Below are 26,326 nucleotides of genomic sequence, written 5' to 3'. Positions count from 1 at the left end.
CTTATTTTTTACCTGTAACGGCTCCGACTACAGAACCTACCAAAACCCCAATTCCTGCTCCGACTACCATACCAACTGGTCCTCCAACTAAAAATCCTACACCTGCGCCAACTCCCCAACCAGCCATTCCTCCCCAAATAAAAGGAGGTGTTTTTGAGGCTACATTTTTATTGATAGAATACTGATCCTTTTCAATATTATATTTAAAATCATTTAAATTTTTGATAAGCATTTTTTCATTGTCTGAAAGTATTTTATAAATTGAATTTTGTTCAATATTAATGATTGATGCTTGATCAATTTGTAATGCTAATGATTTTGCATTATCTGAAATTTGTAGTTGATTAAGGATTTCTGCAAAAGGTAGTTGCAAAGAACTTAATGTTTTACTGATAATAGAATTTACTTGGTCTAATGACATTCTTTCGGATAGAGAAATACCTGCTTTATCATAGAAAATGTTCAGATCATCTTGCGTAAGTACGTAAGATATTCCTTGTTGTAAAATTTTAGACTGAATGTAGTTTACAGCGCTGTTAAATGTGTCAGGAGCCGTAAAATAATTACCACTTTTAAAATTCAGACCGTTTACACCATCTGCACCGTTAATAATGCTCTCTGTTAATGATGGTAAATTAGAAATGCTTTGTGAATCTCTGTTGTCTTCATTACATGAGTAAAATAAAGTTTGTGAAGTCACTAAACCAATTACAGTTAAAAAAGTTTTTGTTTTCATAATAGTTTAAAGTTTTTCCTAAAATTATTATCATAAACTATAACTTAATATCTTTAATGAGTAAGTGTTATTATTTCATAGATAAGTGTTGTTTTTTTTCTCTTAAATGTGATTAATTACTACTGTCCATTTTGTATAGGAAATCATTCTTTTTTCTTACAGATACGTCTACTACTGAGTTGTCTGTCATGATTACCTGACCTCCTTTTCCTTTAATATATTCTCTTAAATGATCTAAATTGATAAGATGCTTGTGATGTACCCTGAAAAAATTATGTTCGGAAAAATAATTTTCAAATTCTTGAAGCGTTTTACAGACCAGAACTTTAGTTTTGTCAAGCAAATGAATGAATGTATAATTTGAATCTGCTTCACAACGTATAATTTCATCAATATTAATACGTTTAAAACCCTGTATGGTAGGAATATTAATTTTGTTTTGAAGAGAGTTTGAGTAAGTAAATGTTTTTTGATAATTAATAGCTTCTAAAGCTTTATTTATTAAAATCACAAAATCTAAGTTTTTTATAGGCTTTAAGAGGTAATCTGTTACTCCTTTTTTTATGGCTTCTATGGCTTCTCTTTCAGATTCGGCGATGAAAATTATCTGGGACAAATTTCTTCTTATTTTACGGAAGATTTTTATACCATTTTCATCTATGAATTTCATGTTTAAAAATAGAAGATGTGGTGAGTTTTTACTTAAATAAATATAAGCATCTTCTATATTGTTTGTATAGAAAGCTACTTTAAATTCAGGAAATTCTCTCTTTAATAATTTAGTTAGATTTTCTATATCATCATGTTCGTCAATGATGCAGATTTGTAGTTTTGTTTTCATATAATTTGGTGATTAGTTTTTTATTTGTTATCGGCTTTTCAATTTAAAATAAAACTTATTAATTTCACTTAGTATTGAATAATGTAAATATAGAGTTTCATTAATAAAAATGCAATAAAATATATAAAATGGTAAGCAAAATGCATTGATTTTGTTCGTGTATTTTTTCAAAAATTCGTATTTTTGTGTGTTTGCTGAAATATATATGTCACAAGAAATAAATCCTACTTATTCAGAAGATAATATCAGAACCCTCGATTGGCAGGAGCATATTCGTTTACGTCCCGGAATGTATATCGGGAAATTGGGCGATGGCTCATCTGCAGATGATGGTATTTATATTTTACTTAAAGAAATTCTAGACAACTCTATTGATGAGTTTAGAATGAAAGCGGGTAAAAGAATTGAAATAAAACTAGACGACGGTAAAGTTACAATTCGTGATTTTGGTCGTGGTATTCCGTTGGGAAAAGTAGTCGATGCTGTTTCTAAAATGAATACCGGAGGTAAATACGACAGTAAAGCCTTCAAAAAATCAGTAGGTTTAAATGGTGTTGGTACAAAAGCCGTAAATGCATTATCAGATTATTTCCGTGTACGTTCTTTTCGTGATGGAAAAATGAAGGTTGCCGAGTTTTCTCGCGGGATTATCACTGAAAATTTTGACGAAAAGGATACCTCAGACAGAAACGGAACTGAAATATCGTTCATTCCGGATGCCGATATTTTCCTTAATTTCAAATATCGAAAAGAATATATCGAAAGGATGCTTCGTAATTATGCGTATCTGAATCCTGGATTGAAAATTCTTTTTAATGGTGAAACGTATTTTTCTGAAAACGGGTTGAAAGATTTGTTGGAAGAAGAGTTAGAAAGTGAAATTCTTTACCCGATTGTTCATTTGAAAGATGATGATATTGAAGTAGCAATTACACATTCTGATAAATCACAAACTGAAACCTATTTTTCATTTGTAAACGGACAAAATACAACGCAGGGAGGTACACATTTGAATGCTTTTCGTGAGGCTTACGTGAAAACAATTCGAGAGTTTTTTAATAAAAATTTCGATGCATCTGATATTAGAAAATCAATCATTGCAGCGGTTTCCATCAATGTTGAAGAACCTGTATTTGAGTCTCAAACCAAGACTAAATTAGGTTCGAATGATATGGGGCCAAATGGACCTACCGTGAGAACTTTTATTATTGATTTCCTGAAAAGCAAGTTAGATAATTTCCTACATAAAAATCCTGAAATTGCAGAAGCAGTTCAGAGAAAAATTTTGATTTCTGAGAGGGAGAGAAAAGAGCTTTCTGGAATCCAAAAATTGGCAAGAGAAAGAGCTAAAAAGGTTTCTCTTCATAATAAAAAGCTTCGTGATTGCAGACAGCATTATAATGATCAGAAAGCTGAAAGAAAGGCTGAAACACAGATTTTCATTACCGAGGGAGATTCCGCATCTGGTTCAATTACCAAATCGAGAGATGTGGAAACACAAGCGGTGTTTTCTTTAAAAGGTAAACCTCTGAATTGTTATGGACTGACGAAAAAAGTCGTTTATGAAAATGAAGAATTTAACTTACTTCAGGCGGCTTTAAACATCGAAGAAAGTCTTGAAGATTTAAGATATAATCAGGTGATTATTGCAACGGATGCCGATGTTGACGGGATGCATATTCGTTTATTAATGATTACTTTCTTTTTACAATTCTTCCCTGATGTTATTAAGAACGGCCATCTATATATTCTTCAAACTCCTTTGTTTAGGGTGAGAAATAAAAAAGAAACAAGATATTGTTATTCGGAAGCGGAGAGAATCAAGGCATTGAATGAATTAGGTAAAAATCCGGAAATTACCCGATTTAAAGGGCTTGGAGAGATTTCACCTGACGAATTTAAGCACTTCATAGGAAAAGATATTCGTTTGGAACCTGTTGTAACAGGAAAAGATCAGACAATTGATCAGCTTTTAGAATTTTATATGGGAAAAAATACACCGGACAGACAGACTTTTATTCTTGAAAATCTGGTTGTAGAAGATCCTGATATTGATAAGAAAGAAATTTTAAGCGACGCTGAAAATTAAATAATAAAATAAAACACATAAAAAACACTCGCATGAAAAAAACAAATTACCTACATTATGAGATTGAGTAACAGAAGCAAGGCTCCGGTTTATAACTTCATCAATACACTTTTGTTAATGACACTTGCAGGTGGAGTTTTAGTATTTTTATTAGAGGAATATAGATTTAATGTTTTAGGAAAGGAAAGCTATTTATTTTTAATTGTTCCAGTTTTACTGTTGTTGCTTTTTTTTCTTAGAGGGAGACAGATTTTTGAATACGATAGTGATGGAGAAGCGATTAATTTTAAAAACAGAAATATAATTCCTTTTTTAAGTAAACCTTTACATGATGAATTTCCGAAATATAAACTTGTAAAATATGAAATAGTAAATTTACCCTTTATCAAAAGATTGTATGTTACTGTTTCCAGTAAAAATAACGGAACAACGATGTTGAAATATGAAATTTCTTTTCTGACTAAAAAAGAAATTAATGATTTAAGATTATCTTTAAGTAAAGTAGTGAAAGCTAACAACCAGAATAAGGATTAAATATAAATGATGACAGAAGAACACTCGCATGAAGGAGAGAGCCTGAGGAAAGTTTCCGGATTATACAAAGACTGGTTTCTTGATTATGCCTCTTATGTAATATTAGATAGAGCAATTCCGTCTGTTTATGACGGTTTTAAGCCTGTTCAGAGAAGAATCATGCATTCCATGCGGGAGCTGGAAGACGGACGATACAATAAAGTTGCAAATATTGTAGGTAATACCATGAAATATCACCCTCATGGTGATGCTTCTATTACCGATGCAATGGTGGGAATCGGGCAGAAAGAACTTTTGATAGATACTCAGGGAAACTGGGGAAATATTTATACAGGAGACTCTGCTGCTGCTGCGAGATATATTGAAGCAAGACTTACTCCATTTGCTTTGGAGGTAGTTTTCAATCCTAAAACAACAGAATGGGCAAAATCTTATGACGGAAGAAATAATGAGCCCATCGATTTACCGGTAAAATTTCCTTTGCTTCTTGCTCAGGGAGTTGAAGGTATCGGAGTTGGTCTTTCCACAAAAATTCTCCCGCATAATTTTAATGAATTAATCAACGCTTCTGTTGCTTACTTAAAGGGTAAAAAGTTTGAGCTTTATCCTGATTTCCTTACAGCCGGCTTTCTAGATGTTTCTGAATATAATGATGGGCAAAGAGGTGGTAAAGTAAGAGCCAGAGCCAGAATTACCCAAACAGATAAGCATACTTTGGTTATTTCTGAGCTTCCTTTTTCTAAAAATACGGGAGATTTAATTGATTCTATCCTGAAAGCTAACGAAAAAGGTAAGATTAAAATCAAGAAAATTGAAGATAACACATCCGATAAGGTTGAAATTTTAGTTCATCTTCATAATGATATGTCGCCGGATAAAACAATCGATGCATTGTATGCATTTACAGACTGTCAGGTGACAATTTCGCCAAATGCTTGTGTAATTGTAGGCGATAAGCCAATGTTCCTAAATGTTTCTGAGATTTTAAGAATGAATACAGATCATACTGTCTCGTTGCTTAAAAAAGAATTGGAAATTGAGCTTCACGAATTGCAGGAAAATTGGCACTTTTCTTCTTTGGAAAGAATTTTCATTGAAAACAGAATTTACCACGATATTGAAGAAGTTAAAACTTGGGATGAAGTTTTAAAAACAATTGATGAAGGGTTGAAGCCGCATACGAAACACCTTTTAAGAGCGGTAACAGAAGAAGATATTTTAAAACTTACAGAAATCAGAATCAAGAGAATTTCGAGATTCGATTTAGATAAATTTAAAGAAAATATTGCTGCTCTTGAAGGTAAAATCGAGCAGGTAAAATACCATTTAGAAAATCTTATCCAGTATGCTATTGATTATTATCTAAATATTCAAAAGAAATACGGAAAGGATAAAACGAGAAGAACAGAATTAAGAATTTTTGATACAATTGATGCAACAAAAGTAGCGGTAGCCAATGAAAAATTCTATGCCAATTTTGAAGAAGGATTTATTGGAACTTCTTTAAGGAAAGATCAATATTTATTTGATTGTTCAGATATTGATGATATTATCACTTTCAGAAAAGATGGTAGTATGAAGGTTGTAAAAGTGGAAGCCAAAACTTTCATCGGAAAAGATATTCTTCATGTTGCTGTATGGAAGAAAAATGATAAAAGAACTGTATATAATATGATTTACCGTGAAGGTAGAGAAGGACCATATTATATGAAACGTTTTTCAGTAACAGGAGTTACCAGAAATACAGACTATCCTTTAGCTTCAGATAAAAAAGGCTCAGAAGTTCTTTATTTTTCGGCTAATCCGAATGGTGAAGCAGAAACTGTAACAGTTCTTTTAAAGCCAAATCCTAGAATCAGAAAAAACAAAATGGATATTGATTTCTCTGAATTAGCGATTAAAGGACGCGATTCTAAAGGGAATTTGGTTACCAAATATTCTGTGAAAAAAGTCGATTTGAAGGAAGAAGGTGTTTCTACATTAGCTCCTAGAAAAATTTGGTTTGATGATACGGTAAGAAGATTAAATGTTGACGGAAGAGGTACGCTATTGGGTAGCTTTAAAGGAGATGATAAGATATTAACTATCAATACGAATGGAGAAGCTAAATTGGTGAGTTTTGATCTTGGAAACCGTTTTGATGATGAATACTTAGTTCTTGAAAAATGGAAACCTGAACAACCTGTAACCTGTATTTATTTTGATGGCGAAAAGGAAATCTATTTCATTAAGAGATTCTTATTTGAAAATACAACCAACGTACAGACCTTCATGCCGTCTGAACATTCAAAATCGTTTATTGAAAATGTAATTGTGGCAAATAATGCTACAGCAGAGATTATTTTTGCAAAAGATAAAGGAAAAGAAAGAGAACCTGAGGAAATAAATATAGATGAGTTTATTGCAGTGAAGGGTATAAAAGCAATTGGCAATCAGTTTACTAAGTTTAAGGTGAAGTCTATTAATATTACCATTCCTGAACCAGAACCTGAAGTGGAAGAAATTTATGAAGCTCCGGAATTGAATTCTCCTATTATGGATGAAGATGCCGGTGTTATCGGAGACTTATTCCAAGAATAAAACTGGTTATGAAAAAAATTATTATTGTTTTACTGCTTGTTGTCGTGGGATTGGGGGGATACTATTATTATAATCATTATGATAATAAAGAACAACCAATTCATAACAAAAGTGTAGAAAATAAAAGTAATAATATAAAGCCAGTAGATAAAGCTACTCAGAATTTAGAAATAAAACCTGAAGGAGATTATGCAGAATGGAATGGAGAATATTATGTAAAGGGAATAGAAGCTCAGGGAGAAGGAGAATACTACTATCATATTAAAATAACTGTTGATTCATCTGTAGGGGTACACTTCCATATTTGGTATGAGGATTTTGATGGAAGTGTAACAGAAGGGTACAAAATGTATGGAAATTTTGAGCAATTGAAAGAGAAAAATGCTGTAAAATTTTTACCAGAAGTATTATATGAAGGCGAAGATAATTATTTAAATCATGACTTTGTACTTTCAAAAATAGATGATAAATATTATTTGAAAACCGAAATGGTAGCTCCAGTAGGTAATGAGTACGGAGAAATTCTTATTTCTAAAAAATAAACTAAACACTAATCACAACAATATACAATATGTCATTTTTTAAAAAACTCTTTGGATTTTTTAAGAAAAAAGAAGTTACTAAACCTGAAATTACTGAAGAAACTCAGGAAGAAGTAGCTTCAACTGAAACAGTTCAGAAAGAAGAAAAGAAGAAAGATGAGTTACCCTGGATTGAGGCTTCTGATAATGAATGGGGAGTAAAGATTTTAGATTTACGTTCAGTAAGTAAAAATGTAATTTCCACATCACGAGATTCTAAAATGGCAGAAAATGCTGTTTCTTATGGAGGAAAAAACGGAACGGAATTTTGGGGAATTAAACCGGATAACGATAAAACTATTTCAACAGATATTTCCTTTCCTATTGACGCAATATTAGAACCGGGGGTATTATTTATTCCGGATGTAATGGAGAAGAAATGGGCAATTTATTTTGATGGAATGTATCTTATTTTTGTGAGAAGCTGGTTAAGAGAAGTTTTTGTGATTGCCAAAACTTCACAAAAAAATAATCAGTTAATCATAGAAAATGTCATAGGTGAATTTACTCCAAATGAAAGCCCTGAATTTACTCAGGCTGTTTTGAGATTTTTACTGATTAGCCATGTAATGAGAGAAGAATTTCCTGCTCCATTATCCAAAGATTTTGTAGAAGACACGAATCAGGCTGCGATATGGGCATTTTCATTATACGGAAATATGGCAGATTTTGGGATTTTTGATGAAAATTTTGTTCCTAAACCTAAAGGCATATTAAGATCAGATTCTTTATTACATATTGCCGTTGCAAAATCTGAGGAGAATGAAATTGTAAACTTAATAAGAAAAGGATTGGCAATAGATGGTTGGGCAAGTGACGGATTATCGCCTTTACACTGGTCTATTATAACAGAAAATACTGATTCTCTATCAAAATTACTTGAGTTAGGAGCAGATCCTAATGTGAGATCTTATCAAGGAGCTACTCCTATTATGAATGCGGTTCAAGCCAATAAGAAAGAGCATTTGGCTTTACTTTTAAAATCCGGAGCTTTTGTAAATGCAAAGGATAATAGAGGGTATACAGCCTTGCACAGAGCAGCAGAAATAAATCATTTGGAAATTGTAAAAATTCTTTTAGATAACAGAGCAGATAAAAACATTGAAGCGGAAGGAAATACGGCATTATCTTTGGCAATAACAAGAAATAATAAAGAGATAATAGAACTTCTGGGTGATTGAAAATCATTACTGAACTTTTAATTTTATTTAACAAAAAAATATGAATCCAATTATATTAGCAATAATAGCAGTTACCTGTATCATAAGTTATCAAGCACTAAATGATATAAGATTGTTTGAAAAATATAAATTCAATGTAGCAGCTATTAAAAATAAAAAGGAATATATCCGTTTAATTTCTGCAGGGTTTCTGCATGCAGATTTTACGCATTTGTTCTTTAATATGTTTACCTTATTTTTCTTTGCACCAATTGTAGTACAGGGTTTCGGAAATATTGGGTTTTTAATTATTTATTTGGGTTCAATTTTTTTAGGAAATTTATTTTCTTTATTTCTTTATCAAAAACAACCTTGGTATTCTGCTATTGGAGCGAGTGGAGGAGTTTCCGGAGTTTTATTTTCTGCAATTGCCATGTTGCCGAATATTGAGCTTTATTTTTTCTTTATTCTTCCTATTAAAGGATATGTTTTCGGTTTGCTATATTTCGCATATTCCGTTTACATGATGCTAAATCCTAAACAATATGACAATATTGGTCATGCTGCGCATTTGGGAGGGGCATTTTTCGGATTGGTTTATGCAATTGCAAATCAGCCGGAAAGAGCAATGGAGAATGCTTTGTATATTGGAATTATGGCACTTCCATTGATTTATTTGAGCTATGAAATATTCATAAATAAAAGAATTCGATAAATTCTTTCATATAATTTGAAATGAAAAAGAGCATTAAAAAAATGCTCTTTTTCATTATGTCTTAGTTTGATTATTCAACCCACGCAATCGGAATGTAAACATTTACATAACCGTCTTGTCCAACTGAAGATGGTGTCAGGGTAACTGTAGTAGAACCATAACCTACCCATCCTCCTTGTCCTTGGTACGCTGTGATTTCATAGGTTCCCGCAGGAAGATCATTAAAATATCCTGGTAATTGTGCAAATCCGTTAGAATAAGTGATATATCCGTCATAAACAGCACCTGTATTTACGTCAGTTGCATAAATTCCACCCATATCATAACTTCCACTCATACTATTTACTCCATTATAAGTAGTACCCACTTTTAACTGATAGGTTTCTTGTTTTTTGCTATTCTCACCTTTATTGGTAAGATTAGTATTATCCGTGAATGTTGTTTCGCTCGTACTGAAGCTGGTAATCGTTAATAATACTCCGAAAGCAATCACTGCATTTTTGACTAAATTTTTCATAAGAATGTAATTTTATTGTTTGGTGTTATAAAATTAAGAATATTAAAATAGTAAAGATTTCATTAATGTTAATTTTATATAAAGTTTAATATACTATTAATTTATCCCAAAAATAAAGCGATCATTCTCGCTAAGGTCTTTTATCAGCTCTGCATGAGAGAAATCTTTATATAAGTCTAAAGTTTCTTTACCTAATTTCTGATTGATTTCTAAAAACAAAAGCCCTCCTTTACTCAAATACTTCTTTGAATCATCCGCAATTTTTCTGTAAAAAATCAAAGCATCCGAAGTAGGGGAGAAAAGAGCCATTTTAGGTTCGAATTCTTTTACAGAATCATTAATTTCTACTTCTTCATCAATTCCAATATACGGTGGATTTGAGATAATGATATCAAAAGTTTCTTTTATATCCAGATTCAGATAATCTGCATGAATGAAATTGATTTCAAGCTGATGAAAATCCGAATTTTTTTTAGCAATTTTTAATGCATTTTCTGAAAAGTCAATCGCATGAACTTCTGCTTCAGGAAAATGTTTTTTTAAAACCAGAGGAATTATTCCGCTTCCCGTTCCAATGTCGAGGATTTTTAAAGTTTTGTTTTTCGATGAATGACTTTTAATTTTTCCGATGGCAAATTCAAGTAATTCTTCTGTTTCAGGACGTGGAATCAATACATTTTCATCCACAAAAAAAGACATCCCATAGAATTCGGTTTCGCCTAAAATATATTGATAAGGTTTACCTGTTTTTAGTTCGGAAATAATTGCAGAAAGTTTCTCTTCATCATCAATTAATAATTCCTGATGTAAAAATTTCCTTTGAAGATACGAATTGAAACCAACAATTTTTTCTACAAAAATAGAGTATAACAAGGCACTTTCAGAATCGGAATAAATTTCCGAAAGTTCTGCCTTAAAATGTCTTTTGAATTCTAAAATCGTCATTTATCTTGTGAAAACCAGTTTAGTATCAGTTGATTTTTCCTCATCAATTCGGTAACCTTCATAGTTGAAAGCTTTTACATCATCTAATGTCTGGGCATTGGTTTCTGCACAGAACCTTACAACCAACCCTCTTGCGTGTTTTGTATAGACAACAATGGTTTTCAGTTTTCCGTCTTTCAATTCATAAAAATCAAAATCTATTACTTTGTGATTCAGTTTTTTACGGTCAATTACTTTTCCGTATTCATTACTTGCCAAATGAAGGAGAATTTCATTTTTTTTCATCTCAGAATTAAGCTGTTCTGTGATTTTTTCTCTCCAGAATTCGTATAGATTCTTGTATTGGTCGAATTCAAAAGGACGTCCCATTTCAAGCCTGTAAAGCATTACTTTATCAGAAGGTTTTAGAAGTCCGTAAAGCCCGGAAAGCATTTTGTAGTTTTTTTGAAGATAATCTACAGCATTTTTATCCAGTGTTTTGGCGTCTAATCCTCTGTACACTTCTCCCGTAAAAGCAAACATTGCAGGAGCGGATTCTTTTGCAGTAGGCCTTGCTTTCCATTTTTGATTTCTTTCCCAATTTTCGTCTGCCAGTTTTGGAGATATTTCCATTAATTCAGATAAATATTTTGGAGATTTTTGCTTTAAAAATGATTGTATAAACTCTGCTTCTTCAATGAATTTTGGTGTTGTGGATTTTAAAAACTCCGTTGAGTTTTCAATGTTCATTAATTTGGCAGGAGATGTAACTATTTTCATGAAAAAATTGAATATATATGTTGTGAATTATAAGTAGTCAGTAAAACTTATAATCATATTTCCACGATTGATTTTTAATTAAATAATACCTTTTCCTTGTCTGATAACTTCAGGTTCTCCTGAAGTAAGGTCAACGATGGTAGAAGCAACATTATCTCCGTAACCCGAATCTATAACGATATCCACCAAATGATCATATTTCTCAGCAATGAGTTCAGGATCGGTAGAGTATTCAATAATTTCATCATCATCTTTGATGGATGTAGAAGCAATTGGGTGTCCCAGTTTTTCAACAATAAGCTGAGGAATCGGATGATCCGGAACACGAATACCAATTGTTTTATGACCTTTATAAGCCAATGGTAAATTTTTATTAGCTTCTAAAATAAAAGTATAAGGACCGGGCAAATGACTTTTAAGAAACCTGAAAATTGAAGTATCAATAGGTCTTGTAAAGTCTGAGAGATGGCTTAAATTATTACATATAATTGAAAATTTTGCTTTTTCCAGCTTTATTTTTTTGAGTTGAGCCAGTTTTTCCATGGCTTTTATATCAAAAATATTACAACCTAGAGCATAAATTGTATCGGAAGGATATATAATCAGCCCTCCATTGTTTAAAGTTTTAATGACCTCATTAATAAGATTTTCCTGTGGATTGTCTGGGTAAATTTTTAATATTTTTGCCATAAAACAAAGATACAAATAATTGGATAGTTTTTATAAAAGTCCTTTATTTAAAAGAAAAATTAGGATTTTAAAAAAATAGTCGTATATTTGCAATCCAATATCGCGGGATGGAGCAGTAGGTAGCTCGTCGGGCTCATAACCCGAAGGTCATCGGTTCGAGTCCGGTTCCCGCTACTAAGTAAAATGAACGTTTGTCGGTATGCGTTCTGAAAAATATACCGCGGGGTGGAGCAGTAGGTAGCTCGTCGGGCTCATAACCCGAAGGTCGCACGTTCGAGTCGTGTCCCCGCTACTAAGTTAGCGTTTTCGGTAAACGCTCTAAAAATATACCGCGGGATGGAGCAGTAGGTAGCTCGTCGGGCTCATAACCCGAAGGTCATCGGTTCGAGTCCGGTTCCCGCTACTAAAGAAAAAGAATCACAATTTGTGATTCTTTTTTTGTTTTCATCTACAAAGTTATTTATATTGAATACTTCATTTTATCTGATAACTTCTAGTTCTGTTTTTCCCTTTGGAATATAGAAATATAGATAAAACACTTTCATCTCTTCATTTTTATTATTCTTATTAACATACTCTCCAGCTAAAATAGGATCTCCTACATAGTCACTCCTTTCTAAAGTAGCCAATTTCCCATTACCAAAAAATTTAATTTTATAATTTTCTAAAGGATATACTTTTAAGCCTTCAGCACCCCATCCATTAATGTAATTATTATTGATGATTGATTGATTAGTTTGTTTATCATAAAATAGAGCCTGAGATTCTTCTTTTTCTGAATTTAGATTAGATTTTGCTATTTTTTCTAAATTTCTATTTTGAATCCAATTACTATATTCCTTATACTTATTAAGCAACTGCTTTTCAAGAGTTGATTTGTCAAGTTTATACAAATCTTCTCCTTCTTCCCAACCTGCTAACTGATAAGGAACATCAGCTTGAAAAGTTCCGCTATATTCAATATAAGGTTTTCCTGCTTCTGCAAAAATATTTTTTCCTGTCTTATCATCTTTCTTTAATGGAGCTTTAAAATCTACTACTTTTCCAAAACGTTTTTCTATATCTCCATTTTCTTTAAACTGAATTCCCTCAATTGCTATCTCAACTCTTGCTCCTTCTTGTATTGTATTTCTAGGCAGCATTGTTACCTTTCCGTTAATTTCTTTTATATCATGAATAGGATAGATTCTAATTTTCCATGTTTGTAGACCTGATTTTAAAATAGCTCGGTTGATTGGAGCACTACCACTTGCAGCTCCGTTCCCTTCTCCAAAATAGCGATCCACAGGAAAGTCATTGATTAATACCTCATAATTACACCCTCCAATAAATATCATTGCATGATAATTAATACGTTGGTCATAATTTTTTACATCTTTATATAAGTTACCTAAAATTTCATTTACTTCTTTATCCAGAGCTTTGTTATTTTGCCCACAACTTTGTAGGAAAAACAACAAACTGAAAAGTATTGATATTGAATATTTCATATTATCTAATGACTTCTAAAGGAGCTCCTGGTTTGGGGCGATGAAAGTATAATGGAATTAAAATATAACTGTTGTCATTTTCTTCATCAATATAGCTTGCCCATAAAGGAGAATCATTATACGATTTATTGATTAATGTTATTACTCTGTTATTTCCATAATATTTTATTTCAATATTTTCTAATGCCTGTGTTTTAAGCCCTTTCTTTCCCCACATATCAAGAAAATCAATTATATACTCTTCATTTGTTTTTTTATTATAAAAAAAAGCTTGGGCATCCTCTTTTTTTCCAATTAATTTACTCAACGCAATTTTGTCTAATTCACGATTTTGTAGCCATTCTTTATATTTTTCATATTCTTTAAGAAGTTCGGCAGTTAGCTGTTCTTTATTTTCTTTTGATACATCAACACTGTTTTTCCAACCATTCAGCTCATAAGGAACATCGGCTTGAAAAGTTCCACTGTATTCAACATAAGGTTTTCCAGCATCCGCAAAAATATTTTCTCCTGTTTTTTCATCTTTCTTTAATGGAGCTTCAAATTTTAAAATTTTTCCAAATTCTTTTTCGATATCACCGTTCTCTTTAAATCGTAAACCTTCAATGCTAATTTTAGCTCGTGCTCCTTTTTCAATTGCTGTTTTTTTTGTAGAAACTATTTTTCCATTAATTTCGTTACGGTCATATATTGGGTATATTCTGACTTTCCAAGTCTGTTCTCCTTTCCCTAGAATTGCCATATTAATAGGGATATTAGTATTCAAAGAACCTTTTATAGGACCAAAATATTGGTGGACTAGAAAATCATTAATTAACACTTCATAATTACAACCACCAATGAAAATATCGGCATGATAATTAATACGTTGGTCATAATTTTTTACATCTTTATATAAGTTACCTAAAATTTCATTTACTTTTTCGTCCATAGCTTTATTATTTTGCCCACAACTTTGTAGGCAAAACAACAAACTGAAAAGTATTGATATTGAATACTTCATATTATCTGATGACTTCTAATTCTGTTTTACCTTTGGGAATGTGAAAATAAAGCAAATAAGTATTGTGTTTATACTTGTTTTTATTGACTTCATAATTCCCCCAAAGTGGAGAGCCTCCATCTATTGTGTCTATTAGAGTAACTATTTTACCATTACCATAAATCCCCATTTTATAATTTTCTAAAGGCTGCATTTCTAGTCCTTCTTGCCCCCACATTTTAATAAAGGAAGATATGTATTCATCGTTTATATTTTTATCATAAAATAAGGCTTGAGCTTCTTCTTTTTTTGCATTTAATTTACTCAACGCTATTTTGTTTAAATCTCTATTTTGAAGCCAGCCATGAAATTTTTGATATTCTTTCAATATTTTTTGTTTAAGAGTATTACTATCTATTTTCGTTAAATCTTCACTATTATTCCATCCTTCAATTTGATAGGGAACATCAGCTTGAAATGTTCCACTGTATTCAATGTAAGGTTTTCCTGCGTCTGCAAAAATATTGCTTCCATTTTGAGGATCTTTTTTTAAGGGTGCTTCAAATTTGAGAACTTTACCAAAATTTTCCTCAATTCCTCCACTTTCTTTAAATCTAACACCTTCAATATCTATTTCAACTCTAGCTCCTTCTTGTATAGTGGGACTAACATTAGAAATTGTCTTACCATTAATTTCTTTTATATTATGAATAGGAAATACTTTTATTTTCCATGTTTGTTGACCCTTATTTAAAATAGCAGAGTTTATAGGTATGCTTGTTGTTATGGCTCCATTTCCAGGTCCATAATATTTGAATACAGGAAAATCATTAATGAAAACCTCAAAATTACAACCACCAATGAAAATATCGGCATGATAATTAATACGTTGGTCATAATTCTTTACATCTTTATATAAGTTACCTAAAATTTCATTTACTTCTTTATCCATAGTTTTGTTATTTTGAGCGCAGCTTTGTAAACTGATTAAACTGATTAGTAATATTAAAAATTTGTACATGATTTTATGATTTTATGAAATACGTTTTTTCAAATTTTTTGGGTTCTTTCCATGCATCAATTGCTTGCCATTTAAGCTCGTTATTACTAGAGATTGAACCATATTTTGATTTACCACTATGACTTGTAGCCTCTCCTTCAATATTTAGTTGTCCTATGATTTCCAACCCTTCAAAACTTAGTTCGGGAGCAATGTACCAACCGTAATCATCCGCATCTAATGGAGCTTTTCCTGTCCATTTGGCTGTTGCAGATGCTTCTGCTTCAGCTTTAATAACTACTTTGGCAAAAACAGCCTTAACTTTGGTGTTTATTTTTATAGCAATCTTCAACTTAAACTCCAAATCACATTTTAACTCTGCGAGCTGTTTGCTGTTAGCATTTCTGTCATCTTTATTAAAGCTGTTTTCTTTGGTCGTGGTATTTAGAAATCCTTGTATCTTTCCCCCAAAAGTTCCTTCGGCAGTAAGTTCGCAGGTAATCTCGCTTCCGTCTCCTATAATTGCCATAGTAATATCTGCGGCAGCAATTACTGCCAAAGCTACGGGGTGTGCCCTTTGTGCCAAAGCCAAAAAGTCTAGCGTGGCTTTCAGCCCAACTAAAGGAGAGAGCTGCAAAGCGCCTTCTAAAACAACACCAGTCTGGTTATAATAAGGGCCGTGCTGGTCTATATTTTCGCGACTCCAGTTGAACTCGGCTTCTATCTGTGGCCATTGTATTTCTATACTTGCTACAGAACGAGTGAGTTTAAGGTCTAGCTCTTTTGATCTGCTGTCTAATTTTCTTTGTAAAGATTTTATGTTATCATTTGCTGCCTTTATTTCTTTTTCTGTTGTAGCCTGATTGCGTTTTGCTTTTGCACTGTTGAGGTTGTCTCTTAGTTTTTTTAGTTCCTTTTCTTTAGTTGCTTCTGCCGCTTTTGCCTTTTCTTCCTGCTGTTTTTTTATTTTTTCTAAGGCTTCTTTATTCTCCGGCTTGGCATGTTGGTTGTTTTTATCTCCTTTATTTTCCTTGCCCAAAAATGCATTGTTGACAAACTTGCCTATTACACCAAGTTTATCAACCAGTTCTCTCACTTTTTCGGTGATGTCTGCAGTGGCATCATATTCTGTTTCTTTATCCCATTTTGCACCCAATGAGAGCCCCAAACTTTTATCACCCACCGACATCCATTTTTGAGGAGGTCTCTTGAACTTGGCTTTTTTGGTGTCTTTATATGTTTGGTTGCTTACAAGTTCTTTTTGCTCGGTAGAGTTTGTATAAGAAAGTTTCAGGCTCCATGCCACATCGGGATAGGTAAGTATATTTACATCCTGTTGGTATCTGCATGTTTTGGTTTGTATGAGGTAGGTGTTGGTTTTTACCCCTTTACCCAACCAAAGATATTGTATGATGGGGTGTACTGAAATACCATTATAGATAAGAGGTTGATAATCATAAATATATCTGGCTTTAAATTTTAGGCTTTTATCATTATGCTCGGAAATTTCCAATCCTCCGGTAAAGCCCAATTCTGTTTTGTATTTTACATTATTTTTATCTCCAGCCTTTACCTCCAATTTACTACTGAAAGATGTACTGCTTTTCTTTTCTTCTTCTTGCGGTTTTTCCTCTCCTATTTCTTTTTCAGGATATTGGGAAAGTGTAATTACCTTATCTGTATGGTCTTGTGGAGAATCTTCAAAAGCGCAATTCTCCGTTTTTGTATCTAAACTGATAGTAATATCATGGGTATTCTCTTTGGGGCCGGCTACAAGCTCAAAAAGATTCAGCGGAGGAATTGATTTATCTTCTAATAAATCCACAGTTCTCTGTCCGTCATTAATTTCAAATTTATCATATCCACAGGGGTGAAACTCTTTAAAATTTGTTTCTATATTGTCTACAAACACAGGATTGTTTCCTGAGAAAGTAGTTGGGATTTCTGGAGCTTCCTGACCGTTCACCTGCAAAGTCGCATCTAAATCTTTTTTCTGCCCACTAAAATGAATGGTGGGTTTTATGATGATTTTAGGTTTACCGATGCTCCAAACTGGATCGATATAAAAATCGAGTACAGCTTTTTGCACATTCGGAGTAAGGGTTATCTGGTTTTCTGTGCTATCGTCAACAAGATGACCGGTAATAACTCCATTAGGAGGTTTTATAGCGTTAGGCTCAGAGTAGTCATAGATTTCTACCTCCGCAAGAAAAAAGTCTTTAGAGTCTATTATTTCATGTTTTGTTTCTACGGTAGTACTGTGTTTAGAATCTTTTTGTGCAGTAACAACTATAGTAGAACCATATGAGTTAGCCTTTAGAGTTTCTCCATTGGCTTTCATTTCTACTTTTATATTTATCCCATAAAGATTTTTTGTATAGATATGAAGCTGTACTTTACTCATTGGGCGTACAGGTTTATCTATTTTTACAGGCATTTGGCTTTCATCATAACCGTACCATTCAGCCGTGATGACATCAGGAGTACCCATACTTTGTACATAAAGCCCATTTTTTGTACTTCCGGTGGGTTTTTCTCCATCGTGGAAAGGTTCAATCCAAGCTAAACCACCACCATGTAGATGTGAATCTAAATTTAAATTGAGTTGTTTGTTTCCTTTAGCAATAGATTCGTTTCTGCCTATAGGTTTGTCACTTCTTTTTTTTACTAAAGTCCAAGACCAACACACATTTTCATAATCTTTCTCTATTTCTGAAAGTTTGTTTTGTAATTCATTTATTTTTTTGTCTTTATCATTTTTTAAGGATTTTACTTTTTCACTCGCCCTTCGAAGATTTTCTTTATAAGATACTTCAGCATGAGTTATTGTTTCTCCTTGATATTTTTCAGTTTTTATCCATTCACCTCCTGAGTTAAATCTTTCCTGGGCTTGCTTAAATAATCTCTGATTTTCTTGCTCTAAAGAAGTATCAATATCACTTTTCTCATTTTGTAAAGTCATGATTTGTTTTTTAATACTTTCTTGAGCTTCAAGATATTCTTTGATGGTAATAGTAAAATATTGATTTTCCTGAACCTTTAAGGCTCGGTGTTGTTCACTGAAATCATGTCTTTCAGAGTTTAAAACAATTGCGGTTAATTTATTTTTCATCTTTGTATAAATTAATTAAACACCAAATCATCTGATTTTCTGATATATTTATCAATATTCAGAATGGGGCATAGTTCCGTCACGGCTTCTTCTCTTGCATTTTTGATATTTTGGGAAGAGATTTCAGCAGTTTGTCCATGATTGATGATAGTAATACAATCTTTACTTCCTATTGGGCATGTTGCTTTGCTGTCTTCCAAAAGAGCATTTCCTTTGTTGTCTTCTAATGTAATTTTGTCGTAATATCCGCTCCATTCGGTTACGGTAACCTGACATGGATTGTTATTCATTTTAGCACAGCTTCCAAAGGTGTTTTTTTCAAAAGTTTTACCGATGTCTTTGTGTGTTGCCATCAGTTTTTCACTACCATCTTTGTCATTGATGTAGCGTTTTGTCTGTGTTTTTACTTTCAATTTGTCAGGAGTTGTTCCAAAATTGCATTGGCAAAGAGCTCCTTGGCAGACTAGGTGTTTCTGGCTCATTTTATTTGTGTTTTTTTATTAATATTTTATGGTTGTTCGTAGCACTCGAGACTTATTTTTTTCATACAATCCGGAAACTGAACGCCCAATTCGCCGTATATAGCAAAAATACTGTTGTCTTTTGAGTTGAGCTTATAAATGAAATCAAAATAACTACTGTTTTTAGGTTGTATTTTTCCATCAGTAATAGGAGAGGTATTCTCCTTTTCGATTTCATCAGATATTTTTCCGCTGGTACTTTTACCAGAAGCTTTGATGATAAATTTATGTGTTTTAGAAATTTTTTCTTCCAGCTTAAGGTCAATTTCAAATAAAGCTCTTGTACTATTCTTGAAAATAGGAATTTCAATAGATAAATTCAAGGATTTGTTTTCATCAAAGGTCTTATATAAAGGCAAAAAATATAAAGTAAAAAAGAGACTGTTATGTACCTGCTCTGTAATAGATTTTTGGGTTATCCGTTTGTTGGTACTAGCCAAAAGCTCATTGGCAATTTCACCTTTATAATATTCTTCAAGCTGGGGTTTTAAAATTTTCCAACGATTCTGAATTTCTTTAAAATTCACCAGAGTGTTTATACTCCCGTTTTCATGTAGACCTAGTTCGAAAGGGTAGAATATACTTCCGATTTTATCAGCAAGTTGTTCTATCACAAGATCAGGAACTTTATTGTTGAGGTAGACTTGTGAACGTGAAATTTGAACAGTGTTTTTATTTTTTATTATTTCTGTTTCATAATGAATTTTTAATTCTTCTTCATCGTTATGAAATATTTTTTGAATAATTCCATATCGTTTTTTATAGTTCTGTTTGTTATCTAAAGTATTTTTAGATTTAAAAGAAAGGAAATTTCCACTTTTAGGATTAAATATTTTCTCCCTCGATTCAGCATCTAAAGGTGGTACATAAATAATAGTAACATGTTCGGGTATGTCATAACCGATCAAATCATCTAGAGGACAATAGGTATTGTGGTATCTCTTTAGCTGTTCTTTGGTTAGATTAAAATGATTCGCCAATTCTTCCAGCGTAGTACCTTTCGAAATTCTACAAGTTTTCGGAAGAGAACTCATTGTTTGTGCATTTGTGTTTTCTCTGCCAAGTTAATATATTTTTTTATTATTACAAACTAGATGTATACTGTTTTATCTAGTTTGTGTGATATTTTTTTTGATTCTATATAACTGCTTTTTATGTTGTTAAGTGAAATTTTTATGAATTGGGATGTTAAATGTTAATTTTCAGTTTTGTACATAAAAAATCCCGCTTTTCAAAAAAGCGGGATTTCTTTTAATATAATCTAATTAAAATGATTATTGAACTAACTGATTAAAAGGAGTAAGTTTATTGTCATCAGACATCGTTTGATCCAAAAATGTTGTTTTTTGAGTTCCTTTCATTCTTCCAGCTGCATTATTTGCATTTTGATAAGCTTCACTTAGCTTTGTAGTAATTTCTGTTGGTTTGAAATCAAATTTAGTATCACCTTCTACACCTAAATATCCATTTTTTCTTGTAAGATTGGTGATATAATTATTATAGTTAATCATTGTACCTCTCAACATTGAAGTATGATATTGCATACATTTTTTAGCTTTTTTAGAAGAATTGTTAAGGATACAGTTTTTCATATTGTTTCTATACAAAAACCATTCAGTTTCTAAAGTACCGTATTCTTTGGCAAGAGCTTTTTTTCCGTTTATAAGAATGTTGCTGTCTCCTTCCTTGTCTACAATGGTCTGTAAATGCTGAATAACTAACGGAACTGTTTTCTCTATTTTTGATTTAGTTTGTCCCAACTCGCTCAAATCTGCAGCAGGGCTGTTCTTCTTTTGAGCTGTAGTTACATTAAAAATAAGCAGTAATAGTACAATCAGTAAATTATATCTTTTCATGAGAAATTTTTAAAGCACTAAAATAAATATAATTTCTCGGTTTAAACAAATCCATTTTAATTTTATTTAATAAAAATTAACAAGTTTTAAGAATTTTGCCCCTGATTTCAGCTTTTTCTGCCAATTATATAGATGATAAATTTACTATATTAAAAATTTAACATATTTTAATAAAATTTATCGTGTTGATTTACAATGTTTTACGGTTTAATTGTTTTTATCACTAAAAAAATAGTTGTTTGAATCAGTTTAATTTCTACATTTGTATAACTAATTTGTTAGTGATATAAGATTTTAATGATTTTATATCACAAAATGATAAAATGAACGGGATATGAAAATTCAGACTTTAACAAAAGCAGAAGAACAAGTGATGCAGTATTTATGGAAACTGGAAAAAGGATTTTTAAAAGATATTCTTGAGCTGTTTCCTGATCCTAAACCGCATACGAATACGGTTTCTACAATATTAAAAGTATTGAAAGATAAAGAATTTGTGGACTATAATGTTTACGGAAGGCAACATGAATATTTTCCTTTGGTTTCGAAAGAGCAATATTCCGGGAAAACAATGAAAAGTCTTGTGAAAAACTATTTTAAAGGTTCTTACAAAAGTGTCGTTTCGTTTTTAGTAGAAAAAAATGAAATGAGTGTGGAAGATTTGGAAATGTTACTCAATGAACTTAAAAAGAAAAGTTAGCCATGGAAGCCATTCTTATCTACTTCGGAAAAGTTTTTTTATGCTCAGGTGTAATGTTTTTGTATTATAAGTTGTCTCTTAAAGACAAGACGTTTCATCATTATAACAGATTTTATTTGTTATCGGTGCTGTTAATATCATTGCTGCTCCCTCTGATAAAAGTTGAAGACTTTACCATTGAAGTAAGTAATGACTTATATAAGTTGATTGACCAGGTACAAAATTTTAATAAAACTAATAAGATAGACAATGATTACATTTATTTTAGAATTATTCTTTCAGGTTTGGGATTGGTTTCTTTCTATTTTTTAGGAAAGTTCATCTATGGAATTTTCAGAATCAGACAACTTAAAAATCAATTTCAAAAAGAAAGTTTTGATGGAATTAATTTTTATCAAACAAACTTAACTGAAGCGCCGTTTTCATACTTCAAAAATCTTTTCTGGAAAACATCCATACAATTAAACTCGGATGTCGGAAAACAGATTTTGAAACATGAAATGGTACACATTGAACAGAAACATACCTTTGATAAGATTTTTATTGAAATCATCACTTCTGTTTTTTGGTTCAATCCGTTTTTTCATATCATAAAAAAAGAAATTAGTTTAATTCACGAATATCTGGCTGATAAAAAGGCCGTGAAACAATCGGACACAAAAGCATTTGCGCAGATGCTTTTAGCAAGTCACTTTTCCGGAACACAGTTACCTGCAACAAGTCCGTTTTTAAGTTCAAATCTAAAAAAACGATTAAAAATGTTACAAAAACCTAAAACAAAATTCGGGTATGCGCGTAGAATTTTTGCATTACCGGTTGTATTTTTAGTTGCATTTGCTTATTTGGTAAATGCTAAAAATCAGGAGATTAAAGCGATAAATATAGAAATTGAGAAAGCTGTTTCTCAAGTCAAGAAAGATACAATTACACCTGAACCTAAGGCTAAAAAACTTGAAGTAGCTCCGAAATTTTTCAAGAAATCCGAGAATCAGGAGAAAATAGCTGACTTAGGAAAGAAAATTCAGGAAAGAAGTAAGGATTTAAAAAAATTAAAACCAGAAAGTCATGAATTCCAACAAAAAGTGGACGAAATAAACAATCTTTCCGATGAAATTAATAAAATCGCTAGTTCTGAAGATTTCAAAATGGCTTACAAAGCGAACGTGATGGATGCCAAAAGGATGAGCGAGTTTTTCAATTCAAAAGAATGGAAAGATAAAATGAAAAACATTGAAAATATGGAGATTGATATCCCTGATTTTCCAGATTTAAATGTAAATTTTGATGAATTTCCTACACCTCCGACTCCTCCTAATGCACCAAATGTTAAAGTCTATAAATTTAAAAATTTACAAGACATGCAATGGAGCCCTGAAACCGATATGGCTTTCAAATCTGCCAAAGCAACTAAAGAATCAGCTGCTACAACTAGAAAAAGAGCTAAACTAGAAAGAGAAAGAGCAAAATTGGAAGAGAAAAGAGCCAAACTTGAAGGTGAAAGAGCTAAGCTGGAAGCAGAAAGAAGAGCTTTGGATGGAAATAAAAAGATTTACATTTACAGTAGTTCTTTCACACCGAATGGTTCGGGTAAAGTAATAAATGCGGATAATACTACCAAAATCGTTGTTGGAGGAGGATCAAAAAGGTTTTCCGGAGATATGAGTAACATGAAATTCTATATAGATGGAAAAGAAGTTACGAAACAGGAGATTGATGCTTTAGATTCGGCAAAAATAAGAAGTGTAAATGTCAATAAAAAGAATTCTGATGGTCAATCTTCAGGAGAAATAAGAGTAGAAACAAAAAACTAAAGTCCCAAAATAGCTTTGTTAATAGAATCACCGTTTTGTTGGCAAAGCTTTTTTATAGATTTGAAAATATAAAGAGAACATTTCTAAGTTAATAAGTAGGTTATAAAGCATGGAAGCATTATTTGCTTATTCAATCAAAACTATTGTCGGTACAGCGGTATTGTTGGGATATTATTATCTTTTTTTGAAAGATAAAACGTTTCATCATTACAACAGATTTTATTTGTTGTCGGTTTTACCTATTTCTTTGTTGATTCCGTTAATTAAAATTGAAAACTTTACTATTGAAGTTAGTAAGAACATTTATGTTTTGATCAACATGATGCAAGATTTTAATTACGTTGGAAATGATATTGACCAACAAAATATTTATTACAACATTGTATGCTTACTTTTAGGAATAATTTCTCTCTGTTTTTTAATGAAATTTTTATTAGGAATTTTCAAAATAAATAAACTAAAAAAACGATTTGAAAAGGATAAAATAAAAGGAATTAATTTTTATAAAACAGATCTTGAAGAAGCTCCATTTTCATATTTTAAGAATCTTTTCTGGAAAGACTCGATTTCGATGAATTCTGAAGTTGGAAAGCAAATTCTAAAACATGAGATGGTGCATATTGAGCAGAAACATACGATTGACAAAGTCGTCGTAGAAATTGTAACTGCAATCTTCTGGTTCAACCCTTTTTATCATATTATAAAAAAAGAATTAGGCTTAATTCACGAATATTTAGCAGATAATAAAGCAGTAAAGAATTCGGATACAAAAGAATTTGTACAGATGATTCTGGCTAGTCATTTTTCAGGCGCTCAATTATCTGCAACCAGTCCATTTCTAAGTTCAAATTTGAAAAAACGATTAATGATGTTACAAAAACCAAAAACAAAATTCGGGTACATACAAAGAGTTTCGGCATTACCTTTAATATGTACATTGGCATTTGCCTACATGGTAAACGCTAAGAATAAAGAAATTCAGGATACTAATATTGCCATTGAAAACGTAGTTTCTCAGATTAAAAAAGATACAATAATAAGCCCACAAAATGCTAAGCAATTTGAATCTAATCTTAAAGAAATAAACCAAAAAAAATCACAAAATGAAGAGAAGCAAAGCATCGTAAGTACAAAAAATGAGTATGCAAAGTTCTATGATGATGCGGAGAAATCAAGACAGGAAAATATTGCGAAGAATACGGAAAATAAGCTGAAATTAAAGAAAACGATTGAAGATGGTAGAAAACAACTGGCTTTTGATGAAAAATTTCCGAAAGATAGAGATTATGAAAAATATCCGTTAAATGATGAAGAGAAAAACCAGTTGGAACAGGAAGCACAGAGCATTAAAAACCTGTATGAGAATGAGGTTAATAAAAGAAGAAATAATTTGGGTCTTTTCAAAAGCGAGAAAACCAATACCAAAGTTTTTGATATTAGTGGAAACGAAATTAAAATAGATTATAAATCCCCTGTAGGAAATACAAAATTAATGGTAATTTCGGTAGATGGTTCAGAGTTGTTTGTTGACGGTAAAAAAGTGAGTAAAGAAGAGTTTTTAAAATATCAAACTGATTTTAAAGACGCTAAAGATGCTCCTGCTAATATCAAAGTATTTAATATTGAGAGAGTAGGTGATCAAAGAATCTCCTACGCTAAAAAAATGGAAATTATAACTAATTAAAATATAAATTATGAATAAAATTTTGGCCATTGGTTGTATCATGCTGGGAATGATTGCTCAGGCACAAATAAACCGATTTTTTTATGATTATCAATTCATTCCGGATTCTAATAATAAAGAAGATGTGAAGAAAGAAATGATGCTATTAGATATTGATAAAAATGGTTCTACTTATTATAGCCGAGATAAATTTGTTTCAGATTCCACTTCAATGGCAGAATTGCAGAAGCAGATAAAGGGAGGTTCCGGAAATATAAATATAAACAGAAGAGAAAATGCAGGGCAGGTTTCTTATAAAGTAACTAAGTCTTATCCCGATTTTAAAACCTATTTGTTTACAAAAGTTTCGATGGATCAGTATAAGGTAAAAGAAGATCAAAAACCTGAATGGAAAATCTTATCTGATAAACAAAAAGTAGGTGAATATAACGCTCAGAAAGCAATCACGAATTTTGGCGGAAGAGAATGGGTTGCTTGGTTTTCGACAGATATTCCTTTTCAGGATGGACCATATAAGTTTTATGGGCTTCCGGGTTTAATTGTGAAACTTGAAGATGTAACAGGTTCTCATGTTATGACTTTGGTTGGAAATAAAAAAATTGAAGCAGTTGCCACACAAAGCGAAATGGAACTTCCGGGAAACGTAAGAATAATGGGAATGGGAGGAAAAGAACTTGAGGTAACGAAAGACCAATACAAAAAAGCGTGGAAAGCATACGTAAATGATCCTACAAAAAATATGAGAGAAATGATGATGAGAAATGGAGGAGAGGGAAATGCAAGAGTGTCTTTTAAAGTGAAAACTGCTGATGGAAAAGAAATCACAGATCCTAATCAGGTTTTCAGAGATATTGAAAAAAGAACAAAGGAAAGCTTAGCGAAAAATAATAATCCGATTGAGCCAGACTTAGTAAAGTAAATTGTATTCAAATTATTTATCTATAAATAAAACAGGGTGAGAAATTTTTTCATCCTGTTTTTATTATCTGAATCTTATTTTTTTGTATTATTAAGAAATTAAAT

23 protein-coding genes and 3 tRNA genes are annotated in these 26,326 nt (G+C 31.8%); 13 read left to right on the top strand and 13 right to left on the bottom strand.

Going from position 1 to position 26,326, the window contains the following annotated elements; all coding sequences use genetic code 11:
* Nucleotide 1: 1 nt before the first annotated feature.
* A complete protein-coding gene (locus OH806_RS07500) occupies nt 2–736 on the bottom strand; it encodes a hypothetical protein (protein ID WP_264743062.1) in 735 nt (244 codons plus the stop codon).
* A 112-nt stretch (nt 737–848) separates the two neighbouring features.
* Nucleotides 849–1,577 carry a LytR/AlgR family response regulator transcription factor gene (locus tag OH806_RS07495; RefSeq protein ID WP_264743061.1) on the bottom strand — a complete coding sequence of 243 codons (729 nt, stop codon included), beginning with the start codon at nt 1,575–1,577 and terminating at the stop codon, nt 849–851.
* 205 nt (nt 1,578–1,782) lie between these two features.
* On the opposite strand from OH806_RS07495, the gene OH806_RS07490 reads away from it, so the two are divergent.
* From OH806_RS07490 to OH806_RS07465, 6 genes are read left to right on the top strand one after another with little or no spacing between them, the layout of a single operon-like run.
* Nucleotides 1,783–3,666, top strand: coding sequence for a DNA topoisomerase IV subunit B (locus OH806_RS07490; RefSeq protein WP_264743060.1), 1,884 nt, complete (start codon nt 1,783–1,785; stop codon nt 3,664–3,666).
* A 57-nt stretch (nt 3,667–3,723) separates the two neighbouring features.
* Nucleotides 3,724–4,200, top strand: a complete 477-nt coding sequence (locus tag OH806_RS07485; protein ID WP_264743059.1) for a hypothetical protein — start codon at nt 3,724–3,726, stop codon at nt 4,198–4,200.
* A 6-nt stretch (nt 4,201–4,206) separates the two neighbouring features.
* On the top strand, nt 4,207–6,780 hold the full coding sequence (locus OH806_RS07480; RefSeq protein WP_264743058.1) for a DNA gyrase/topoisomerase IV subunit A: 2,574 nt from the start codon (nt 4,207–4,209) through the stop codon (nt 6,778–6,780).
* A gap of 8 nt (nt 6,781–6,788) precedes the next feature.
* Nucleotides 6,789–7,322 (top strand): hypothetical protein, encoded by a 534-nt coding sequence (locus OH806_RS07475; RefSeq protein WP_264743057.1) that lies wholly within the window; start codon nt 6,789–6,791, stop codon nt 7,320–7,322.
* A gap of 29 nt (nt 7,323–7,351) precedes the next feature.
* The gene (locus OH806_RS07470) at nt 7,352–8,542 is read left to right on the top strand and encodes an ankyrin repeat domain-containing protein (RefSeq protein WP_264743056.1); all 1,191 of its coding nucleotides are present in this window, start codon (nt 7,352–7,354) and stop codon (nt 8,540–8,542) included.
* Nucleotides 8,543–8,582: 40 nt separating this feature from the next.
* Complete coding sequence (locus OH806_RS07465; protein ID WP_264743055.1) at nt 8,583–9,236, top strand: rhomboid family intramembrane serine protease; 654 nt, start codon at nt 8,583–8,585, stop codon at nt 9,234–9,236.
* Nucleotides 9,237–9,306: 70 nt separating this feature from the next.
* Here the strand turns inward: OH806_RS07465 and OH806_RS07460 are convergent, their stop codons facing one another.
* From OH806_RS07460 to OH806_RS07445, 4 genes are all read right to left on the bottom strand, one after another.
* Complete coding sequence (locus OH806_RS07460; RefSeq protein ID WP_264743054.1) at nt 9,307–9,753, bottom strand: hypothetical protein; 447 nt, start codon at nt 9,751–9,753, stop codon at nt 9,307–9,309.
* A gap of 96 nt (nt 9,754–9,849) precedes the next feature.
* A complete protein-coding gene (gene prmC, locus OH806_RS07455) occupies nt 9,850–10,698 on the bottom strand; it encodes a peptide chain release factor N(5)-glutamine methyltransferase (RefSeq protein WP_264743053.1) in 849 nt (282 codons plus the stop codon).
* Nucleotides 10,699–11,457 (bottom strand): peroxide stress protein YaaA, encoded by a 759-nt coding sequence (gene yaaA / locus OH806_RS07450; RefSeq protein WP_264743052.1) that lies wholly within the window; start codon nt 11,455–11,457, stop codon nt 10,699–10,701.
* A gap of 78 nt (nt 11,458–11,535) precedes the next feature.
* Nucleotides 11,536–12,147: an L-threonylcarbamoyladenylate synthase gene (locus OH806_RS07445; RefSeq protein ID WP_264743051.1), complete on the bottom strand. Its 612-nt coding sequence runs from the start codon at nt 12,145–12,147 to the stop codon at nt 11,536–11,538.
* Nucleotides 12,148–12,248: 101 nt separating this feature from the next.
* Between OH806_RS07445 and OH806_RS07440 the strand changes: the two genes are divergently transcribed.
* The 3 genes from OH806_RS07440 (at nt 12,249) to OH806_RS07430 (ending at nt 12,550) form a co-directional block, all read left to right on the top strand.
* A tRNA-Met gene (locus tag OH806_RS07440) sits at nt 12,249–12,321 on the top strand.
* Between the two features lie 45 nt (nt 12,322–12,366).
* A tRNA-Met gene (locus OH806_RS07435) sits at nt 12,367–12,439 on the top strand.
* Between the two features lie 38 nt (nt 12,440–12,477).
* A tRNA-Met gene (locus OH806_RS07430) sits at nt 12,478–12,550 on the top strand.
* Between the two features lie 76 nt (nt 12,551–12,626).
* On the opposite strand, the gene OH806_RS07425 is transcribed toward OH806_RS07430, so the two are convergent.
* The 7 genes from OH806_RS07425 to OH806_RS07395 form a co-directional block, all read right to left on the bottom strand.
* On the bottom strand, nt 12,627–13,637 hold the full coding sequence (locus OH806_RS07425; RefSeq protein ID WP_264743050.1) for a hypothetical protein: 1,011 nt from the start codon (nt 13,635–13,637) through the stop codon (nt 12,627–12,629).
* A gap of 1 nt (nt 13,638) precedes the next feature.
* Nucleotides 13,639–14,568, bottom strand: coding sequence for a hypothetical protein (locus tag OH806_RS07420; RefSeq protein ID WP_264743049.1), 930 nt, complete (start codon nt 14,566–14,568; stop codon nt 13,639–13,641).
* Between the two features lie 73 nt (nt 14,569–14,641).
* Nucleotides 14,642–15,571: a hypothetical protein gene (locus OH806_RS07415; protein WP_264743048.1), complete on the bottom strand. Its 930-nt coding sequence runs from the start codon at nt 15,569–15,571 to the stop codon at nt 14,642–14,644.
* Nucleotides 15,572–15,644: 73 nt separating this feature from the next.
* On the bottom strand, nt 15,645–18,731 hold the full coding sequence (locus tag OH806_RS07410; protein WP_264743047.1) for a hypothetical protein: 3,087 nt from the start codon (nt 18,729–18,731) through the stop codon (nt 15,645–15,647).
* Nucleotides 18,732–18,742: 11 nt separating this feature from the next.
* Nucleotides 18,743–19,213: a DUF4280 domain-containing protein gene (locus tag OH806_RS07405; protein WP_264743046.1), complete on the bottom strand. Its 471-nt coding sequence runs from the start codon at nt 19,211–19,213 to the stop codon at nt 18,743–18,745.
* A 26-nt stretch (nt 19,214–19,239) separates the two neighbouring features.
* The gene (locus OH806_RS07400; protein ID WP_264743045.1) at nt 19,240–20,286 is read right to left on the bottom strand and encodes a hypothetical protein; all 1,047 of its coding nucleotides are present in this window, start codon (nt 20,284–20,286) and stop codon (nt 19,240–19,242) included.
* Nucleotides 20,287–20,526: 240 nt separating this feature from the next.
* Nucleotides 20,527–21,108 (bottom strand): hypothetical protein, encoded by a 582-nt coding sequence (locus OH806_RS07395; RefSeq protein ID WP_264743044.1) that lies wholly within the window; start codon nt 21,106–21,108, stop codon nt 20,527–20,529.
* A 334-nt stretch (nt 21,109–21,442) separates the two neighbouring features.
* Here OH806_RS07395 and OH806_RS07390 point away from each other — a divergent pair, with 334 nt between their 5' ends.
* The 4 genes from OH806_RS07390 (at nt 21,443) to OH806_RS07375 (ending at nt 26,222) form a co-directional block, all read left to right on the top strand.
* The gene (locus OH806_RS07390) at nt 21,443–21,808 is read left to right on the top strand and encodes a BlaI/MecI/CopY family transcriptional regulator (protein WP_264743043.1); all 366 of its coding nucleotides are present in this window, start codon (nt 21,443–21,445) and stop codon (nt 21,806–21,808) included.
* A 2-nt stretch (nt 21,809–21,810) separates the two neighbouring features.
* Entirely contained in the window at nt 21,811–23,619 is a 1,809-nt protein-coding gene (locus OH806_RS07385; RefSeq protein WP_264743042.1) for a M56 family metallopeptidase, read from the top strand.
* Between the two features lie 109 nt (nt 23,620–23,728).
* Nucleotides 23,729–25,303 carry a M56 family metallopeptidase gene (locus tag OH806_RS07380; RefSeq protein WP_264743041.1) on the top strand — a complete coding sequence of 525 codons (1,575 nt, stop codon included), beginning with the start codon at nt 23,729–23,731 and terminating at the stop codon, nt 25,301–25,303.
* A 10-nt stretch (nt 25,304–25,313) separates the two neighbouring features.
* Nucleotides 25,314–26,222, top strand: a complete 909-nt coding sequence (locus OH806_RS07375) for a GLPGLI family protein (RefSeq protein ID WP_264743040.1) — start codon at nt 25,314–25,316, stop codon at nt 26,220–26,222.
* Nucleotides 26,223–26,326 lie beyond the last annotated feature (104 nt).

Source organism: Chryseobacterium oryctis, assembly GCF_025971925.1.
Taxonomy (GTDB): domain Bacteria; phylum Bacteroidota; class Bacteroidia; order Flavobacteriales; family Weeksellaceae; genus Chryseobacterium; species Chryseobacterium oryctis.
Note: the sequence above shows the minus strand (reverse complement) of the source record. Positions and strands in the feature narration are given on the sequence as shown.

Bases quoted from the DNA above. Each gene is read 5' to 3' on its own strand.
- OH806_RS07500 (WP_264743062.1), bottom strand. From the start codon at position 736: ATGAAAACAAAAACTTTTTTAACTGTAATTGGTTTAGTGACTTCACAA.
- OH806_RS07495 (WP_264743061.1), bottom strand. From the start codon at position 1,577: ATGAAAACAAAACTACAAATCTGCATCATTGACGAACATGATGATATA.
- OH806_RS07490 (WP_264743060.1), top strand. From the start codon at position 1,783: ATGTCACAAGAAATAAATCCTACTTATTCAGAAGATAATATCAGAACC.
- OH806_RS07485 (WP_264743059.1), top strand. From the start codon at position 3,724: ATGAGATTGAGTAACAGAAGCAAGGCTCCGGTTTATAACTTCATCAAT.
- OH806_RS07480 (WP_264743058.1), top strand. From the start codon at position 4,207: ATGATGACAGAAGAACACTCGCATGAAGGAGAGAGCCTGAGGAAAGTT.
- OH806_RS07475 (WP_264743057.1), top strand. From the start codon at position 6,789: ATGAAAAAAATTATTATTGTTTTACTGCTTGTTGTCGTGGGATTGGGG.
- OH806_RS07470 (WP_264743056.1), top strand. From the start codon at position 7,352: ATGTCATTTTTTAAAAAACTCTTTGGATTTTTTAAGAAAAAAGAAGTT.
- OH806_RS07465 (WP_264743055.1), top strand. From the start codon at position 8,583: ATGAATCCAATTATATTAGCAATAATAGCAGTTACCTGTATCATAAGT.
- OH806_RS07460 (WP_264743054.1), bottom strand. From the start codon at position 9,753: ATGAAAAATTTAGTCAAAAATGCAGTGATTGCTTTCGGAGTATTATTA.
- prmC (WP_264743053.1), bottom strand. From the start codon at position 10,698: ATGACGATTTTAGAATTCAAAAGACATTTTAAGGCAGAACTTTCGGAA.
- yaaA (WP_264743052.1), bottom strand. From the start codon at position 11,457: ATGAAAATAGTTACATCTCCTGCCAAATTAATGAACATTGAAAACTCA.
- OH806_RS07445 (WP_264743051.1), bottom strand. From the start codon at position 12,147: ATGGCAAAAATATTAAAAATTTACCCAGACAATCCACAGGAAAATCTT.
- OH806_RS07425 (WP_264743050.1), bottom strand. From the start codon at position 13,637: ATGAAATATTCAATATCAATACTTTTCAGTTTGTTGTTTTTCCTACAA.
- OH806_RS07420 (WP_264743049.1), bottom strand. From the start codon at position 14,568: ATGGACGAAAAAGTAAATGAAATTTTAGGTAACTTATATAAAGATGTA.
- OH806_RS07415 (WP_264743048.1), bottom strand. From the start codon at position 15,571: ATGGATAAAGAAGTAAATGAAATTTTAGGTAACTTATATAAAGATGTA.
- OH806_RS07410 (WP_264743047.1), bottom strand. From the start codon at position 18,731: ATGAAAAATAAATTAACCGCAATTGTTTTAAACTCTGAAAGACATGAT.
- OH806_RS07405 (WP_264743046.1), bottom strand. From the start codon at position 19,213: ATGAGCCAGAAACACCTAGTCTGCCAAGGAGCTCTTTGCCAATGCAAT.
- OH806_RS07400 (WP_264743045.1), bottom strand. From the start codon at position 20,286: ATGAGTTCTCTTCCGAAAACTTGTAGAATTTCGAAAGGTACTACGCTG.
- OH806_RS07395 (WP_264743044.1), bottom strand. From the start codon at position 21,108: ATGAAAAGATATAATTTACTGATTGTACTATTACTGCTTATTTTTAAT.
- OH806_RS07390 (WP_264743043.1), top strand. From the start codon at position 21,443: ATGAAAATTCAGACTTTAACAAAAGCAGAAGAACAAGTGATGCAGTAT.
- OH806_RS07385 (WP_264743042.1), top strand. From the start codon at position 21,811: ATGGAAGCCATTCTTATCTACTTCGGAAAAGTTTTTTTATGCTCAGGT.
- OH806_RS07380 (WP_264743041.1), top strand. From the start codon at position 23,729: ATGGAAGCATTATTTGCTTATTCAATCAAAACTATTGTCGGTACAGCG.
- OH806_RS07375 (WP_264743040.1), top strand. From the start codon at position 25,314: ATGAATAAAATTTTGGCCATTGGTTGTATCATGCTGGGAATGATTGCT.